11 protein-coding genes are annotated in these 17,122 nt (G+C 73.0%); 4 read left to right on the top strand and 7 right to left on the bottom strand.

Annotated features, from left to right (window positions below):
- Positions 1-1,416 (top strand): chromosomal replication initiator protein DnaA, encoded by a 1,416-nt coding sequence (dnaA, locus tag WMF29_RS00005; RefSeq protein WP_012232635.1) that lies wholly within the window; start codon positions 1-3, stop codon positions 1,414-1,416.
- A gap of 127 nt (positions 1,417-1,543) precedes the next feature.
- Here the strand turns inward: dnaA and WMF29_RS00010 are convergent, their stop codons facing one another.
- From WMF29_RS00010 to grpE, 3 genes are all read right to left on the bottom strand, one after another.
- Positions 1,544-5,461, bottom strand: coding sequence for a serine/threonine-protein kinase (locus WMF29_RS00010; RefSeq protein ID WP_437326865.1), 3,918 nt, complete (start codon positions 5,459-5,461; stop codon positions 1,544-1,546).
- A gap of 120 nt (positions 5,462-5,581) precedes the next feature.
- On the bottom strand, positions 5,582-7,444 hold the full coding sequence (gene dnaK / locus WMF29_RS00015) for a molecular chaperone DnaK (RefSeq protein ID WP_437326866.1): 1,863 nt from the start codon (positions 7,442-7,444) through the stop codon (positions 5,582-5,584).
- A 187-nt stretch (positions 7,445-7,631) separates the two neighbouring features.
- The gene (grpE, locus tag WMF29_RS00020; protein WP_437326867.1) at positions 7,632-8,216 is read right to left on the bottom strand and encodes a nucleotide exchange factor GrpE; all 585 of its coding nucleotides are present in this window, start codon (positions 8,214-8,216) and stop codon (positions 7,632-7,634) included.
- 260 nt (positions 8,217-8,476) lie between these two features.
- Between grpE and WMF29_RS00025 the strand changes: the two genes are divergently transcribed.
- Entirely contained in the window at positions 8,477-9,739 is a 1,263-nt protein-coding gene (locus WMF29_RS00025; RefSeq protein WP_437326868.1) for an aspartate aminotransferase family protein, read from the top strand.
- A gap of 1 nt (position 9,740) precedes the next feature.
- On the top strand, positions 9,741-12,179 hold the full coding sequence (locus WMF29_RS00030) for an HAD family hydrolase (RefSeq protein WP_437326869.1): 2,439 nt from the start codon (positions 9,741-9,743) through the stop codon (positions 12,177-12,179).
- Positions 12,180-12,228: 49 nt separating this feature from the next.
- Here WMF29_RS00030 and WMF29_RS00035 read toward each other — a convergent pair whose 3' ends face one another.
- The 3 genes from WMF29_RS00035 to WMF29_RS00045 all read right to left on the bottom strand — a co-directional run bounded on the left by WMF29_RS00035 (position 12,229) and on the right by WMF29_RS00045 (position 14,773).
- On the bottom strand, positions 12,229-12,741 hold the full coding sequence (locus WMF29_RS00035) for a Fur family transcriptional regulator (RefSeq protein ID WP_437326870.1): 513 nt from the start codon (positions 12,739-12,741) through the stop codon (positions 12,229-12,231).
- A gap of 98 nt (positions 12,742-12,839) precedes the next feature.
- Positions 12,840-13,901 (bottom strand): hypothetical protein, encoded by a 1,062-nt coding sequence (locus WMF29_RS00040; RefSeq protein WP_437326871.1) that lies wholly within the window; start codon positions 13,899-13,901, stop codon positions 12,840-12,842.
- A gap of 77 nt (positions 13,902-13,978) precedes the next feature.
- Positions 13,979-14,773, bottom strand: a complete 795-nt coding sequence (locus WMF29_RS00045; protein ID WP_437326872.1) for a hypothetical protein — start codon at positions 14,771-14,773, stop codon at positions 13,979-13,981.
- Between the two features lie 332 nt (positions 14,774-15,105).
- Here WMF29_RS00045 and hrcA point away from each other — a divergent pair, with 332 nt between their 5' ends.
- Entirely contained in the window at positions 15,106-16,149 is a 1,044-nt protein-coding gene (gene hrcA / locus WMF29_RS00050) for a heat-inducible transcriptional repressor HrcA (RefSeq protein ID WP_272097054.1), read from the top strand.
- Here hrcA and WMF29_RS00055 read toward each other — a convergent pair.
- The gene (locus WMF29_RS00055) at positions 16,142-17,101 is read right to left on the bottom strand and encodes an RluA family pseudouridine synthase (protein WP_437326873.1); all 960 of its coding nucleotides are present in this window, start codon (positions 17,099-17,101) and stop codon (positions 16,142-16,144) included. The genes hrcA and WMF29_RS00055 overlap by 8 nt on opposite strands.
- Positions 17,102-17,122 lie beyond the last annotated feature (21 nt).

Genomic DNA, 17,122 nt, shown 5'->3' on the forward strand with positions numbered 1-17,122 from the left:
ATGACGATTCCGAAACACGAGCCGCGCGAGGTCTTCGATCGGGCGATCGAGCATACGCGGGCGCTTTCCCCGGCCACTTTCGATCAGTGGTTCGGGGGAGTTCAGTTCGATGATCTGACCGACGGCGTGCTGACGCTGCGTGTCCAGAACGAGTTCGTCCTCGAGTGGGTCAGGGACAATTTCCTGCCGGCGCTCACGGACAAGATCCGAGAGCTCACCGGCTGGTCGGTCCAGGTCGCGTGGACGGTGGATCAGAACCTCGACGCGCCCATTGCGCAGCGCGTGGAGCTCACCCCGGTGCGTCCGCGGGCGCTCGTGGTGCGGCCGACCAGCGCGGCGCCGGCGCCGGCGCCCCGCCCCGAGCCGGCGCTCCGGCGCGTCCCGTCGATGCCGGACGACCTCAACCCGAAGCACACCTTCGCGAGCTTCGTCGTGGGCCCCTCGAACCAGCTGGCGCACGCGGCCGCGATCGCGGCCGCGGGCGGCGGGGGACGCCGCTACAACCCGCTCTTCATCTGCGGCGGCACGGGGCTCGGCAAGACCCACCTCATGCACGCGATCGCGCACCGCGTCTTCGAGGGCAGGCCGGACGCGCGGATCATCTACGTCTCGGCCGAGAAGTTCACGAACGACTTCATCACGGCCATCCAGCACCACCGGATGGACGAGTTCCGCACGCGGTACAGGTCGAGCTGCGACGTGCTGCTCGTCGACGACATCCAGTTCCTGGCCGGACGCGAGCAGACGCAGGAGGAGTTCTTCCACACCTTCAACGCGCTCCACACGCTCGACCGGCAGATCGTCGTGACGAGCGACAAGTACCCCCAGAACCTCGAGCGCATGGAAGAGCGGCTCGTCTCGCGGTTCTCCTGGGGGCTCGTCGCCGACATCCAGGTGCCGGAGCTCGAGACGCGCGTCGCGATCGTGCGGAACAAGGCGGCGCTCGAGGGCATCGCGCTCACGGACGACGTGGCGCTCTACCTCGCGCAGATGGTCCGCTCCAACGTCCGCGAGCTCGAGGGGACGCTGATCCGGCTGGCGGCCAAGAGCTCGCTCACGGGGCGCCCCGTCGACCTCCCGTTCGCGCGCGCCGAGATCACGGCCACGTCGCCGCCGCGCGCGCAGATGATGAGCGTCGAGGACATCCAGCGCGCGGTGTGCCACCACTTCCACCTGCGCTCGATCGACCTCACCTCGAAGGACCGCCACAAGAGCGTGGCCTTCGCGCGCCACGTCGCGATGTACCTCTGCAAGCAGCGGCTGAAGTGCAGCTTCCCGGAGATCGGGCGGGCCTTCGGCAACCGCGATCACACGACGGTGATGAGCGCCGTGCGCAAGATCGAGGCGCAGCGGGACTCGGATCCGCAGGTCCGCGCCCACCTCGAGGCGCTCGAGAAGAAGCTCGCCGACGAGTGACCCCCCGCGCGCGCGACGCGGAAGGCGCGCGCGGCACGAGAGCGACCTGCCGGCTGACGGGCCCTCTGTCCGCCGGCGGGCCGCTCGTCGCGTGGATCGCCGCGCGACGAGCGACGAGCGCGAGGGATCAGAGCTCGGACAGCGCCGAGCGCGCGTCGTCCGCGACGAGCTTGTTGCCGTACGCGGACGCGAGATCGAGCACCTCGGCGAGCTCGCGCCGCGCCTCCTTGACCAGGCCCCGCTGCTTCAGGAGCGCGCCGAGCAGGTACCGGCTCTCGAGGGCGTCGGTGCGGTAGGAGCGCGCGTCGGCGTAGCGCGCGAGCTCGCGCAGGAGCTCGCCGGCGCCGGCCGCGCCGCTCAGCCCGTCCAGGTAGGCGAGGTGCGCGCGGTTGATGGAGGCGAGGCGCTCGTGGCCGCTCTCCTCGGCGAGCTCCTTCGACTCGGTGAGCGACGCGTAGGCGCGCGGCAGATCGCCGAGCCGCCGGCTCGCGTCGCCGAGGTTGTGCAGCGCGGCGGCGGTCTCGAAGCGCAGGCCCGCGGACCGGGCGAGGTCGACGGCGCGGGCGGAGCTCTTCACCGCCGCGTCGAAGTCGCGCAGGAACACGTGCACGAGGACGCGCTGCTTCTCGCGCTCGCTCGCCGCCGCGAGGTCGCCCGGATCGCCGAGCGCCTCCGCCCGATCGAGGGCGCGGAGCGCCGCCGCGATGTCGCCCGTCGCCGCGCGCGTCTGGGAGATCGCGAGCAAGAGCCTCGGATCGTCGATCGCGCCCGTCGCCTCGAGCTGCTCGACGGCGCGCTCCGCGCGCGCGAAGTCGCCCGTCCGGACGCCGATCTCCGTCTCGCACGCGAGCGCCTTGCGGCGGAGGTCCTCCCGATCGCCGGCCAGGGCGTAGGCCTCCTCGAGCCTCGCGTACGCGTCCGCGAAGAGGTCCACCGCGCCGAGGGCGCGCGCCAGGTCGACGCGGGCCGAGAGCTTCTGCTCCGGCGTGCCGGCCTCGTCGATGCGCCTCAGCGCGCGGGCGGCGACGTCGGCGAGATCGGGCGCGGAGCGCACGCGCACGACGACGTCCGCGAGCGCGCCGAGCCACGCGGCGAGCTCCGCCGGCGAGCGGTGGGCGTGGTCGCCGAGATCGAGCGCCTGGAAGATGAGCCGGAGCGCCGGATCGAGCTGGCTCGCGCGGATCTTGTGGAGCGCCGCCCGCGCGTAGAACGTGGCGGCGCGGTCGCGATCGCCGGCCTGGTAGAAGTGCTGCCCGATGCGCTCGGCGTGCTCGGCGCCGTCCTCGCCGACGACCGCGACGTACGCCGCCGCGGCCGCGGCGTGCAGCTCCCGGCGGAGCTCCGGCGGGATCGCGTCGAGGACGATCTCCCCGTGCATGGGCGACGCGAAGCTCGCCTGCGCGGGGCCCTTGAGCCGCAGCAGATCGCGGGTCGCGAGCCCGGAGATCGCGCGGTTCACCACCGGGAGCTTCTGCTGGAGGAGCGCCGCGAGGACCTCGGTCGGCACCGGATCGCCGAGGATGGCCGCCGCCTGGAGCACGGCGCGGTCGCTCGGGTCGAGCCGCCGCACCCGGGTCGCGATGAGCGTGCGCAGCGAGCGGGGCACCGCCGACGCGCCGTCGAGCCGCGCCTTCACGACGCCGCTGGCGACGCTGAGCGCGCCGGAGTCGCTCAGCTCCTTGATGAGCTCCTCGAGGAAGAGCGGGTGGCCGCCGGCGCGCTCGCGGCAGAAGGCGACGACGTCGGGCGGCAGGAAGGTCGCGCCGATGCGCGCCGACATGAGGCGCGCGCTGTCGCTGTCCGAGAGCTCCCCGACCTTGAGCCGGTAGAAGTGGGGGTGCGCCTCGAGCAGCGACGGCGGGTCGCTGCGCGTCGCCAGCATCAGCACGGCGCGGAGCCCGCCGGCGCGGCCCGCGGTGGCGAGCAGGGTCTCGGCGGTGAGCTGGTCCATCGCCTGCGCGTCGTCCCACGCGAAGCAGTGGAGGCGATCCTCGCAGAGGCTCTGCACCATGCGCGGGAACGCCGTGCGCAGGATCGCGGTCGTCCCCTGCGGCGCCCGCCTCTCGGCGAGCGCCGCGCCGAGCTGACCGAGCACGGCCGCGGACTCGTCCTCGCGCAGGCCGAGCGCCCGCAGCCGCGGCAGCACCGCGCGGATGCGCTCCTCGTCGTCGCCCTCCTGGATGCCGCAGAGCACCTGGAGCATCGCGGTGAGGCCGCTCCACGGGACGTCGGCGCCGTTGTGCGGGCACGAGGCGACGTAGACACCGACGTTGTAGTCGCCCTTGGAGAGCCGCCGCTCCATCTCGGCGAGCAGCCGCGTCTTGCCGATGCCGCGCTCGCCCTGGATGACGACGATCTGCGCGCGCTTCCTCGTGGCGGCGGCCAGGATGTCGCCGAGCTGCTTGAGCTCGTCGCGGCGGCCGATGAAGCGGCCGTACGCGCCGTCCGGGGGCTGCGCGGAGGTGACGACGCGCCCCCCCTCGGGCGCTGTCCGGCCCGCGCCGGGCAGCTCCTCGGTCGTGAACGCGTTGCGGAGGACGCGCCCGGTGAGGTTCGACACGGCGACCTGGGACTCGGTCGCGCGGGCGAGCGCCTGGGCGGAGGCGATGAGCGAGGTGAGCCGCTCGTCGCGGATCGGGGCGCCGGCGCTGTCGACGAGGATGCGGGCGAGGTGGATGCCGGCGGAGACGGCGGCGCCCCCGCCGCGCGAGCGCAGGATCACGAGAGCGGCGCGCACCGCGGCCTCCGTGTCGCGGCCGTCGGCGTCGCCGAGCCCGAAGACGGCGACGAGCTGCGACGCCTCCTGCTCGAGCAGCAGCGCACCGTAGCGCGCCAGCACATCGCGGGCCCGCGCCATGCGCCTCGCCGCGTCGTCCTCGGATCCCGTGAAGATGAGCACGAGCGCCGTGACCTCGCGCCGCTCGCCGAGCCCGCGCGCGGCCGGGCCGCTGTCGGCCTTCTCGAGCAGCTGGAGGAGCCCCGACGCCGAGCGGCTGCGCGTGCTCGTCGTGTGCGGCACCTCGACGGGCGTGCGCTCGTTGGCCCCGTTCGGCTCCTCCTGGAGCACGGCGCCCGCCTGGATCTCGGCGCTCTTCTCCTCGTGGAACGGCTCCAGGAACTCGGCCAGGTCGTTCGCTCCGAACCGCTCGGCCGTCGCGTAGAAGAAGCCGAGGAGCGCCTCGTGCAGGCGCCCGGCGTCGGGGAACCGATCCTCGGGGTTCTTCGCGAGCATCGTGCTCACGACGTCGACGAGCGACCGGGGCACGTCGGGGCGCACGAGCGCGAGCGGCGGGTACTCGCTCGCCTGCAGCCGCCGCATGATCTCGAACGCCGTCGGCGCCGCGAACGGGTTCGACCCGGCGAGCATCTCGTAGAGCACCGTGCCGAGCGAGAAGAGATCGCTCCTGCCGTCGATCGCGCCGGCGCGCGACTGCTCCGGGCTCATGTAGGCGAGCTTCCCGCGGATCCTCCCTGCGCGGTTCTCGCCGACCTCCTCGTCGGTCATCGATTGCGTCGCCTTCGCGATGCCGAAGTCGGTGACCTTCACCTCGCCTTCCCAGGAGAGCAGGATGTTCTGCGGAGAGATGTCGCGGTGGACGATGCCGAGGGGGCGCGACTGCTCGTCGCGCCGCCGGTGCGCGTGATCGAGCGCCTTCGCGATCTCGGCCGTCATGAAGACGGCCATGGCGAGGGGGATCGGCCTCTTCGCCCTCCGGCAGCGGGCCAGGAGCGTCGCCAGGTCGAGCCCTGGGACGTACTCCATCGCGATGAAGTAGCTGGTCGGATCGCCGTTCGGATGGTCGACGCGGCCGAGGTCGAACACCTGCACGATGTTCGCGTGCGAGAGGCGCACGGCGAGCTTGGCCTCGTGCACGAACATGTCCACGAAGCGCCCCTGCTCGGCCAGCTTGGGGAGGATGCGCTTGATGACGAGGACCTTCTCGAACCCCTCGACGCCGAAGCTCTTCGCCTTGAAGACCTCGGCCATGCCGCCTTCGCCGAGGCGCTCGAGCAAGCGATACCGCCCGAAGGTCTCGCTCAGCATCGGCCTGCCTGCGCGCCACGCACCCTTGCGCCTGGAGCGCGCGCGGCGCTCCGGAGGGGACGGCCCGCGATCGGCGCGCGAGCCGGCGCCGCCGCCCCGGCCGCGTCGCCTAGCCGCGCGTCATGTCTCGACGGCCTTGTTCGCGCCGGCGTCATCGTCCCCTCCATACATCGACTCCGCGATCCGGAACGCCGCCCCCTCGAGGCGCGCGTACGCGTCCCGGAGCGCGTCGAGGTCGCCGCCGGCTTCGAGCAGCTTCCGCAGCGCAGCGCACTCGGCGTGGACCTCGCCGAGGAGCTCGGCGTCGAGCAGATCGCCGTAGCCTTCGAGGGCTTGCTCGGTCGTGTAGACGAGGGTCTCGGCCTGGTTGCGGAGCTCGGCGAGATCGCGCCGGAGCGCGTCGGTCTCCTTGAACCGCTCGCCCTCCGAGACGAGCCGATCGACCTCGTCCGGCGTGAGGCCGCTCGTGGGGGTCACCCGGATCTCCTGCACCCGCCCCGTCCCGAGATCCCGCGCCTCGACGCGGACGATCCCGTTCTCGTCGATGCGGAAGGTGACCTGGATCTTGGGCAGCCCGCGCGGGGCGGGAGGGATGCCGGTGAGCTCGAACCGGGCGAGGCTCCGGCAGTCCGCGGCCATCTCGCGCTCGCCTTGGAGCACGTGCACGGGGACGAAGCTCTGGTTGTCGACGCTCGTCGTGAAGATCTCGCTCCGCTCGGTGGGGATGGTCGTGTTCCGCGGGATGAGCTTGAAGCTCACGCCGCCGCCGGTCTCGACGCCGAGCGACAGCGGCGTCACGTCGAGGAGCAGCACCTCGTCCACCTGTCCGGACAGCGCGGCGCCCTGCAGCGCGGCCCCGACCGCGACGACCTCGTCGGGGTTCACGCCCTTGTTCGGCTCCCGGCCGAAGAACTCGCGCACCGCCGCCTGCACGGCGGGCATCCGGGTCATGCCGCCGACGAGGACCACCGTGTTGACGGCGGAGACGGGGAGCTTGGCGTCCCCGAGCGTCGCGCGACAGACGTCGATGGTCCGCTGGATGAGGCCCTCGCAGAGCATCTCGAGCTCGTTGCGCCGCATCGTCCGCTCGAGGTGGAGCGGCCCGCCGCCCGGGCCGACGGCGATGAAGGGGATGTTGATCTCGGTCTCGAGCGACGACGAGAGCTCGTGCTTCGCCTTCTCGGCCGCCTCCTTGAGCCGCTGCAGCGCCATGCGGTCCCGGCGCAGATCGATGCGGCTCTTCCCCTCGAACTCGTCGGCGAGCAGGTCGATGATCCGCTGGTCGAAGTCCTCGCCGCCGAGGTGCGTGTCGCCGCCGGTCGCCTTGACGCTGAAGACCCCGCTCGCGATCTCGAGGATCGAGATATCGAACGTGCCTCCGCCGAGGTCGTAGACCGCGATCGTCTCGGCCTTCACCTTGTCGAGGCCGTAGGCGAGCGCCGCGGCGGTCGGCTCGTTGATGATCCGGCGCACGTCCAGCCCGGCGATCCGCCCTGCGTCCTTCGTCGCCTGCCGCTGCGCGTCGTCGAAGTAGGCGGGGACGGTGACCACCGCCTCCGTCACGGGCTCGCCGAGGAACCGCTCGGCGACCTGCTTCATCTGGCCGAGGATCACGGCGGAGATCTCGGGCGGCGAGTAGTTGCGCCCCTTGACCTCGACCCACGCGTCGCTGTTCGGCGCCTCGACGATCTTGTAGGGCGCGAGGCTGATCTGCTTGCTGACCTCGGGCGCGGTGAACTTGCGGCCCATCAGCCGCTTCACCGCGTAGATGGTGTTCTGCGGGTTCGTGACCGCCTGGCGGCGCGCGACCTGTCCGACCAGGCGCTCGCCGCTCGCGGGGAAGCCGACCACGGAAGGCGTGGTGCGCGCGCCCTCGGCGTTCGGGATCACCCGAACATCGTTCGCCGAGGCGACGCCTGCCCCTTCGACGACAGCCACGCACGAGTTCGTCGTCCCGAGATCGATGCCGATCACCTTCCCCATATGCGGCGAAAGATACTACAGGCCTGGATGCTCGCCGGGTGGGGAGACGACCTGGGCGCCCGTGATATTTGGGGAGATCGTGCGGCGAGGTAGCGGGGCACGGCAGATCCCGGACAGGACCACCGCCAGGATGCGCACCGTGCCGGAGGTGTACGCCGAGGGAGCCGGCGCGACGCCGCGCGGAGGCTCAGTTCGCTGTGGGCGCCGGCTCGACGGGCGAGCCCTTCGAGACGACGACCATGGCCGCGCGGATCAGGTAATCGCCCAGCATGTATCCCGGCTGGACCTCCGCGATCACGACGCCGGCGGGGTGCTCGGTCGAGTCGAGCTGCTGGATGGCCTCGTGCACGCTGGGATCGAAGGGCTTGCCGACCGCGGCGATGCGCTTGATGCCCATGCGCTCCAGCGTGTCGACGAACTGCTTCGTCACGATCCGGACGCCCTCGGCGACCGACTTCACGTCCGGCGCGCTCTCGGCGTGGCTGGCCGCGCGCTCGAGGTTGTCGAAGACCGGGAGCAGATCCTTCAGGATCGCCTCGCGGCCGCGGCGCTGCGCCTCTTCGACCTCGCGCCGGGAGCGCTTACGGAAGTTGTCGAAATCCGCGGCGGTGCGCAGCAGCTGCTCGCGCATCCGCGCGGCCTCGGCCTGCGCCTCGCCTAGTTTGTCTTCGGGGGCGGGGGCCTGCTGCTCCGCAGGCTCTGCGCGCTCAGCCTGCGCCTCCGCCGTCTCCCCCGTGTTCTGGTTCGACCCATTTCTTTCCGAATCGCTCATAGGACGGCGGCACTATAACCAGCCGCGATCCGCTGGCAATCGCCACGCCCATGGTCGGCAGGAGGCGAGCGCCGGCGTCCGAGCGCGCCGGCGCGTGCCGCCGCCCCGGCCCAGGACGCCCGCGTGGGTCGGCGCCCGGGCGCTCCGGACGCGCTCCGGAGGCGCTCCGGTGGCACGGTTTGCCCGGGTCTCCACGATCCGCTGCGGGCGCCGCATCGACCGTTTGCTCCGAGGCCCCGCCCGGCGTTAGATCGCCCCCCATGAGCATCGCCACAAGCCGCGCCGCCGAACCCCCTCCGGCGAACGCCTCGACGCCCGCCAGCGCGCCGCTCCTCGCGGCGCAGAAGCACCTCCTCGGCAACTACCGCCAGCCGCCGTTCGTCCTCGACCGCGGCAGGGGTTGCGAGCTCTTCGACACGGAGGGGCGCCGGTACCTTGACATGTGCGCCGGGGTGGCTGTGGCTTCGCTCGGGCACGCTCACCCGCGGCTCGTGGCGACCATCTCGGAGCAGGCGGGCCGCCTGATGCACGTCTCCAACTATTTCTTCAACGCGGAGAACCTCCGCCTCGCCGAGGAGCTCTGCGAGAAGACGGGCTTCGACCGCGCCTTCTTCTGCAACTCGGGCGCGGAGGCCAACGAGGCGATGCTCAAGCTCGCGCGCCGCCATTTCTTCAACCGGGGCGAGGAGGGGCGCTACCGGATCATCGCGTTCGACAACGCGTTTCACGGCCGCACCCTCGGCGCGGTCGCCCTGACCGGGACGCCGAAGTACCGCGAGGGCTTCGGCCCCTCGCTCGACGGCGTCACGCACGTGCCTTACGGGGATGTAGCGGCGGTGCGCGCCGCCATGGGCCCGGACGTCGCGGGGATCCTCGTGGAGCCGGTGCAAGGGGAGGGCGGCGTGCTGCCGGCTCCGGCGGGGTTCCTCGCCGAGCTGCGGCGCATCGCCGACGAGCACGGCGCGCTGCTGCTCGTCGACGAGGTGCAGACCGGCATCGGGCGCACGGGGCACTGGCTCGGCGCGGCGTACGACGGCGTCCAGGGCGACGCCGCGGCGCTCGCGAAGGGGCTCGGCGGCGGGTTCCCGGTCGGCGCGCTGGTGCTGCGGGAGCGGCTCAACGGCGCGCTGCCCCCGGGCTCGCACGGCTCGACCTACGGCGGCAACGCGCTCGCCTCCGCCACGGCGCGCACGGTGCTCGCGGTCATCGAGGAAGAGAAGCTGTGCGAGGCCGCCGTGAAGCGCGGCGAGCGGCTCGGCCGCGGCCTCGCCGCGATCGCCGCGCGGCTGCCGGGCGTGTGCCTCGGCGAGCGCGGGCGCGGGTTGCTCCGCGGGCTCATCCTCGCGCCGACCGTCGACGCGCGCGCCGCGCTCGGTCGCGTGCGCGATCGGGGCGTGCTGCTCACGATCGCGGGCAACAGCGTGCTCCGGTTCACGCCGCCCCTGATCGTGAGCGAGGCGCAGATCGACGAGGCGCTGGCCGAGGTCGAGGCCGCGCTCGCCGAGACGCCGGCTGCGGGTTGAGGTGGTCGCCTCGCGCGCCGCGGGTCCCGCCGCCGCCCCCGTCCCGTGCTCGGGCTGCAGCAAGCTGATCGATCCGCTGCGCGCGGGGCAGGTGGCGATCTTCGATCAGCGCTTCCACTACTTCTGCAACGCGCGGTGCCGCCACGCCTTCCTCGGTGAAGCGGCGCCTGCGCCGGGCGACGGCCGGCCTGCTGGCCTCGCGGCGTCGGGCGCGCCCTTCGCCGGCCCTCCTCCCCGGGGGCTCCCGTCAGGCGCGCCGCCCGGCGCCGGCGGGCACCACGCCTCCGCGGCGCGCGCCGAGCCCGCGCGGGCGAGCGCCGACGAGGGCGCGGCGCGCGTCGCGGACCTCGACGCGCCGATCGTCGACGCGTTCCCGCCCGTGTCGCTCGACGAGAAGCTCCCGGACCTGCCCGTCCTCGACGACGATCGCGCGCTGCTCGAGCCCATCGGGAACACCATCCTGAGCGAGGAGCCGCAGCGCTACGATGCGGTCGAGGCGCGGGACATCGGCGCGCTCCTGCTCGTGCTCGCGATCATCGCGGGGACGCTGGCCGTCGCGCTCACCCTCGCCGGGGACGCGAAGCTCGTCATCGGCGCGCGCATCGTGCTCGCCACGGTGAGCGCCGGGATGCTCCTCGGCCGCGCCGCCACGACCGCGCGCGACGCCACCGATCCGCACCCGGCGCCGATGCTCGCGCCCGTCCTGGGTGGGCTCGTCGCCGCGGTCTGGGCCCTCTTCGGTCAGGACCGCGCCCTCGCGGCCGAGGCCGCGTCGCTCGCCGGCGTGATCGCCACCGCCAGCGCGATCAGCGCGTGGCTCATCGAGAGCGCCCGACATCGCGTGTTCGCGGAGCGGGCGTGGATCGGATCCGTGCTCTCGGCGCCCGCGCGCCGGCCGCCTGGCGCGTGGGCGCAGGGCCAGGCGCCTGCCGACCGCGCCCCTCAGCGCGGCAGCGACGGCGGCTCTCTCGAGGGCGCCGGGGATGAGCTCTACGAGCTGCGACCGGGCGAGGGCGTCCAGGTCGACGCGGGGGAGGTCGTCCCCGTCGACCTCGTCGTCACGGGCGGCGATGTCGAGGTGCTCCCCTGGATCGGCGCGACCACGCCGACCCGCCGCCGCGACGGCGACCCGGTCGTCGCCGGGGCCACCGTGGTCCGGGGCCGCCTCGTCGGCGCGTGCACCTTCTCCGGCGGCGATCGCGCGGTCGCGCGCGTCCTGCTCGACGCCCGCCGGCGCGCGGACGCCCTCGCGCCCATCGCGCAGGCCTCCCGCGCCCTGACCGAGCGCTGGGCGATCGGCGCCGCGGCGATCGGCGCGCTCTCCGCGTTCGTCGCCGGGCGCGCTCCGGTCGAGATCGCGATGACCGCGGCCGCCGTGCTCGCCGCGCTGTCCACGGCGATCACGGCGTCCATCGCGTCGGTGCACGTCGCGCGGGGCATCTTGCTCGGGCTCCGCCGGGGCATCGTCTACAAGAGCGCCGACGCCTGGGATCGCGCAGGGAAGACCTCGGTCGCCGTGTTCTGCGCCCGCGGCACGCTGCTGCTCGGCGAGCCCGAGCTCGCGGAGCTGGAGGCGACCGGGCAGAAGCTCAAGCCGAGCGACGTGCTGGCGCTCGCGGCCGGGGCGGAGCGCACCGAGGAGCACCCCGTCGCGACGGCGATCGTCCGCGCCGCGCGCGCCCGCGGCTTGCGGCCCGACGGCGTGCGCAACCCCAACTTCCACCCCGGCCTCGGCGTGACGGCCGTCACCTCGTCCGGCGAGGACCTCTGCGTCGGCAACCGCGCGCTCATGCTCGAGCAGCGGATCTCGATCGCCGCGGCCGAGAGCCGCGTCGCCGAGCTCGAGGCGCTGGGGCGCACGGTGGTCCTCGTCGCGGTCGGCGCTCGCCTCGTCGGCATCATCGGCCTGCAGGACGGGCTGCGCCCCGGGGCGCGGGCCGCCATCCAGCACCTGCTCGACGCGCAGATCGAGCCCGTGCTGATGTCGGGCGACGCGCGCGAGACGTGCGAGGCGATCGGCCGCTCGCTCGACATCGATCATATCCGCCCCGAGATCCTCCCCGCGGATCGCGGCACAGAGGTGCGTCGCCTGATCGACGCGGGCACGAGCGTCGCCGTCCTCGGCCACGCGGGCGTCGACGACGCCGCGCTCGGCGCCGCCGACGTCTCCGTGGCGCTCGGCGCCGCCGGCTCGGCGCCCGCCGACTTCTCCACGGTCCTCGCGTCGGACGACGTCCGCGACGCCGCGCTCTCCCTCGCGCTCGCGCACCGCACGCGCCTCGAGGCGCGCGTCGGGCTCGCGCTCAGCGTCGCCCCGGCGCTCGTCGGCGCCGCGGTGATCGCCGCGTTCGTGCTCCCGCCGGCCTACGCGCCCATCGCCTCGCTGCTCGGCGGCGTCATGGCCGTCGTCCACGCCCGCGCGCTCGACGCGAAGAGCTGAGCGCCGGGCGCGGTCGCCGGCGCGGGGCCGCTCGCCGCGCCGCGGCGGGCTACGAGACGTCGGGCGTGGTGTCCTTGACGTCGCGGCAGTCCGCGCAGACGCCGTACATCTCGTGCTTGTGCCAGGTCACCTCGAAGCCGTACTTCGCGGCGATCTCTTCCTGGAGCGCCTCGATCCGCGGCTCCTCGAACTCGATGATCTTCCCGCAGTTGACGCAGATCAGGTGGTCGTGGTGCGCGCTGGCGTCGTCCGCCAGCTCGTAGCGGCTAAGGCCATCGCCGAACCGGCGCTCGGAGGCCACGCCGCACTCCGCGAGCAGCTTGAGCGTGCGGTACACCGTCGCGTACCCGATGCCTCGATCGTGCGCGCGCACCTCCGCGAGCAGGTCCTCGATGGTCATGTGCGGGGCGCCGGAGAAGAACGTGTCGACGATCAGCCGGCGCTGCGCCGTCGATCTCAGCCCCTTCTTGGCCATGTACGCCTGGAGGCGAGCGCGTAGCCGGTCGAGGGCAACTTGGTCGACGTGGCTGGCGCTGCTCCCCTCTCTCTCCATGACGGCCATGGCAAGTTTATCCCGTTCGCGGCGAACCGCGTCAAGGCCGGCGACCGGGCCCGCGTGGCGTGATCTCGCCGACGCTGTCCGTGCCCCGCTCGCCGGCGCTACTCGCCGACCTGCGCCATGTAGCTGACCTGAGCGGCCGGACCCCCGAGGGGGCTGAGCAGCGTGATGGGAGGAGCGACCAGCCCGGCCGCCGCCGTGTTGTCGACGACGACGTAGTAGAGGCCCGGGCGCAGCGCGTAGCGGCGCGTCTCGATGATCCCGGGCTGGAGAGGGCCGCCTGCCTGCACCGGGCCTGGCGGGGGGCCGAGCGGCTTGCCGGTCTGGTACGCCTCGCGCCACGCGTCGCCGGTGGGCTTGTCGACGATCATGAGGTCCACGGGCGCGCCCTGCGCGCTGACCTTGAGGTAGAGCGCCTGGTCCGCGTCGGCGATCTCGAACGGCCCGAGGTAGTCGCGCTGGTGCGCGTGCACCTCGATGGTCTCGTTCGCGAAGGTGTACCGCTCCTCGTCCTCGGCCTCGAACGGGTGGTGCGGTCGCTGGGGCGGCATGAGGATCCCCAGCGTGAAGTCCTTCCCGGTCTCCTCGTTGTAGAGGACGGTGAACCCGCGGGTCAGCTCGCCCGCGACGATCTGGTTGCCGAGCAGGTTGGCGAGCCCCCCGAACGGCGGGACGTTGGCCATCACGTCGATGACGGGGTTCTCGACGTAGCCCAGCTGGAAGCTCGGGCCTTGCACGATCCGGTTCAGCCGTCCCCACACGTAGACGTTGTCGTCAGCGAGCTGGAAGTCGGGTCGGTACTCGACGGACGTCGTGAGCGAGAAGCCCACCCGCTTGGCCGGCTGCATGTAGCCGTACCCCGTGCCGGCGATGTGGACGGTGATCGTCTGGGCCGCGTCGTTGACGTCGTACGAGCACTGCATCGGGAAGAACCGCCCGATGGACGCCGATCTGTCCTGCAGGCGCAGCGAGACCCCGCTCTTCAGCATCTCGGGGCAGATCTTGCTGGCCCCGAAGTTCGAGAACAGAAACCAGCGGAGGCCAGGGCTCGCGTTCACGGGGCCGCTGACGCAGGGGCAGCCGACGAACGTGAACGACAGCGCGACAGCGGCGAGCGCCAGCGCGGCGGACGCGCGGGAGAGCGGGGGTCTTCGTGCGGGCACGCGGGCTAACATAGCGGGTCGACCTCGGAAGGAGAGCGGGTTTGCGCGCGGGAGGACGGACGACGTCCCGTCCCGGATCAGCGCACGAGATGCCATTGGACGCCGGGGGTCACCTCGAGATGCAGGTGATTTTTGTGCGCCCGATCGTAGTTGGGCGTGAGGATCGACGTGAAGATGTGCTGATCCACGGCCTCGCACACGATGGATCGCAGCTCTCGCGCCGCCGCGTCCGCTGGAGGGCCGCTACCCGCCCCCTTGCCGGCCCCGCGGGGCCTCCCGGTCGGGCCTGCGCTCTCGCCGCAGACAGGCGCGCCGCGCCTGCCGACGAAGTCGCGCTCCACGTCGAGCCAATCCTCCGCGAACCCGCCGCCGACGGGCTCCTTGATGAGCCTGTAGAGGTCGATCGCGAGCGCGCCGGGGTGCCGCGTGGCGAGCCTGCCCTCGGGCCACATCCTGGACGGAGGCCGCCAGGCCGAGAACATCAGCGCCTCGTCGATGTCGTGCGCGCGGAGGATCCGGCTGAAGTCCGAGAGCGCGAGCGCGAGGCGGCAGTCGAAGACGTCGTACGGGTTGTCCGCGCGTCGATGCGCCGGCAGCGCCGTCCGGTAGAGGACCCCGCCGACCCGCTGCATCAGCCGCACCGGAGCGAGCACGCCCGGCGCGCGCGGCACCGGCTCGAACGCGATCTTCCGCTGCGTGAGCGCCGCGCGGCACTGCGCCGCGCTCAGGGCCGCATAGCGCGCCGACGGGTGCTTCGCCCAGTCCTGGTGGTACCTGACCTTCGGCTTGCCCTGCGCGCTCGGCGCGGCGGCGAGGGGGCCGAGCGCGAGGGCGAGCGCGCAGGCAGCGGCGGCATGGCGTGCGGGCGGCATCGTTGCGGTACATCCCTCGTGCGAAGCAAGGCAAGCCGGCCCTCTCGGGGCCTCTCGGTGGGCCGAGCGACCACGTGCCACGTGGCCGATCGCGCCGCCATCCGGCGGAGCGGGGCCCCGTGCGCGGGGTGGCTACTACCCGATCCTACCGCGACATTTGACCGGGCCGCGCGATCGCCTCAAAATGGGTCGCATGCGCGTCCGTGGGTCGAGCGCCCGCACGCGCAGCTTGACGTACGGGAGCGAAGGTCCGGCCCGCATGGCTTCCCGGTCCGGGCGGTCCCTGGTCCTGGTAGCCACGGCGGCGCGCTTGCGCGCTGCATGCAGCTGACATGAGTGATCTTTCCAATCGATCTCGGAAGATCCTTTTCGCCGCGGTCACCGAGTTCATCGCAACGGGCGACCCAGTTGGCAGCAGGACGCTCGCCCGGAAGTACGGGCTGGATCTCTCGGCTGCTTCGATCCGCAATGTGCTCGCTGACCTCGAGGAGGCCGGGTACCTCCACCAGCCGCACACCTCTGCCGGGCGGATCCCGACCGATCGCGCGCTCCGGCTGTTCATCGACGCGCTCGTCGAGCTCCGGTCGCTGTCTCCCGAGCAGCAGGCCGAGCTGAGCGCCAGGTTCACCGAGATCTACGCGGGGGCGAGCGATCCGCTCCGCGAGACCGGGCGCTACCTCTCGGAGCTGTCCGGCGCCGCGGCGGTCGTGGCGGCGCCGCGGGCGGAGCTCCGCGCCCTCGCCCAGCTGCGCTTCATCCCGACCAAGCCCGGGCAGCTGCTCGCGGTGCTCGTCTTCGCCGACGGCTCGGTCGCGAACCGCTTCATCTCGGCCGACGAGGCGATCAACGAGGGCGAGCTCACCCGGATCCACAACCTGCTCGCCGACGTCATCGAGGGGCGCACGCTGGGCGAGATCCGGGACCTGTTCGCCCGCCGCCTCGCGGACGAGCGCCTCCAGATCGACGCGCTGAGGCGCCGCGCCTTCGAGCTCGGCAGCAAGGCGACGGCCGACGTGACCCGGCGGAGCGAGGTCGTCATCGAGGGGCAGAACCGCCTGATCGATCTGCCCGAGTACGCCGATGTCGACCGGCTCAAGAAGCTGATGAAGGCGCTCGAGGAGCGCGAGGAGCTCGTCGATCTGCTCGACCGGACGCTCGCCGCCGGCGCGGGTGAGGTCACCGTGTTCGTCGGCAGCGAGGCGGGCGATCTTGGCGGAGGCCAGCTCAGCCTCGTCGCCGCGCCGTACATGGAGAACGGCCGCGTCGCCGGGACCGTCGGCGTGCTCGGCCCGACGCGGATGGACTACGCGAAGGTCATGCCGCTGGTCGACGCCACGGCCGCGGCGATGACCGAGGTCCGCGGCAAGGTCAAGTAGCGCCCTTCCGCTGCGGCTCGCGGAGCCGATCGAGCACGTCGTCGAAATCCGGGGGCGGCGGCGCCTGGAAGCGCATCGGCCGGTCGTCGGCCGGGTGGTTGAAGCCGAGCTCGGCCGCGTGGAGCATCAGCCGCGCGGCCGGGATCCTCGCCCCGCGGTAGTCCCGCACGTAGACCGTCTCGCCGACGAGCGGGTGCCCGGCCTCCGCGAGGTGGATGCGGATCTGGTGCGTCCGTCCCGTCTCGAGCCGGCACGCGACGAGCGTCACGCCCCCGGCGCCGGCCCCTTCCTGCGGCCCTCGGAGCACCTCGATCGGCTCCACGTGCGTCACCGCGAGCTGCCCCTCGCGCCGCCCCTCTCGCGCCGAGCCGCGCAGCCCGTCGCCCCGATCCTCGACGAGGTAGCTGCGGTAGGTGCCGCGCGGGACGGCGCCGTGCGCGAGCGCCAGGTACTGCCGGTGCATCGCGCGGACGCGGAGCTGCTGCGCGAGGTGCTTCTTCGCGGCGAGCGTCCGCGCGAAGACCAGCAGCCCGCTCGTCCCCTTGTCGAGGCGCTGCACCACGCCGAGCGGCGCGCGCCCGCGCAGGCGGTCGCGCCTGGCCAGCACCTCGCGCACCAGCGCGTCGAGGGTCGCGGCCTGCTCCGCGGGATCCTCGTCGCCGTACGGGATGGTGCTCACCCCGGCGGGCTTGTTCACCACGACGACGCTCGCGTCCGCGTAGACCACGAGCTCGCCCTCGAGCTTGCGCCGCCGCACGGTCTCGGGCCTCGGCGCGTGCAAGCGGACCTCGATCTGCTCCCCGCTGAGCACCCGCCGGCGGGCGCTCGTCGCCACCGCGCTCCCGACCAGCACCTTGCCGGTCTCGATCAAGCGGCGCGCGTCGGACCACGAGACAGCGGCCAGCGCACGGACGGCCCCGTCCAGCGGGCGCCGATCCAGCTCGGCTGGCACCGTCCAGCGGCCATCCTGCGG

Source organism: Sorangium sp. So ce381 (genome assembly GCF_051473845.1).
Taxonomy (GTDB): domain Bacteria; phylum Myxococcota_A; class Polyangia; order Polyangiales; family Polyangiaceae; genus Sorangium; species Sorangium atrum.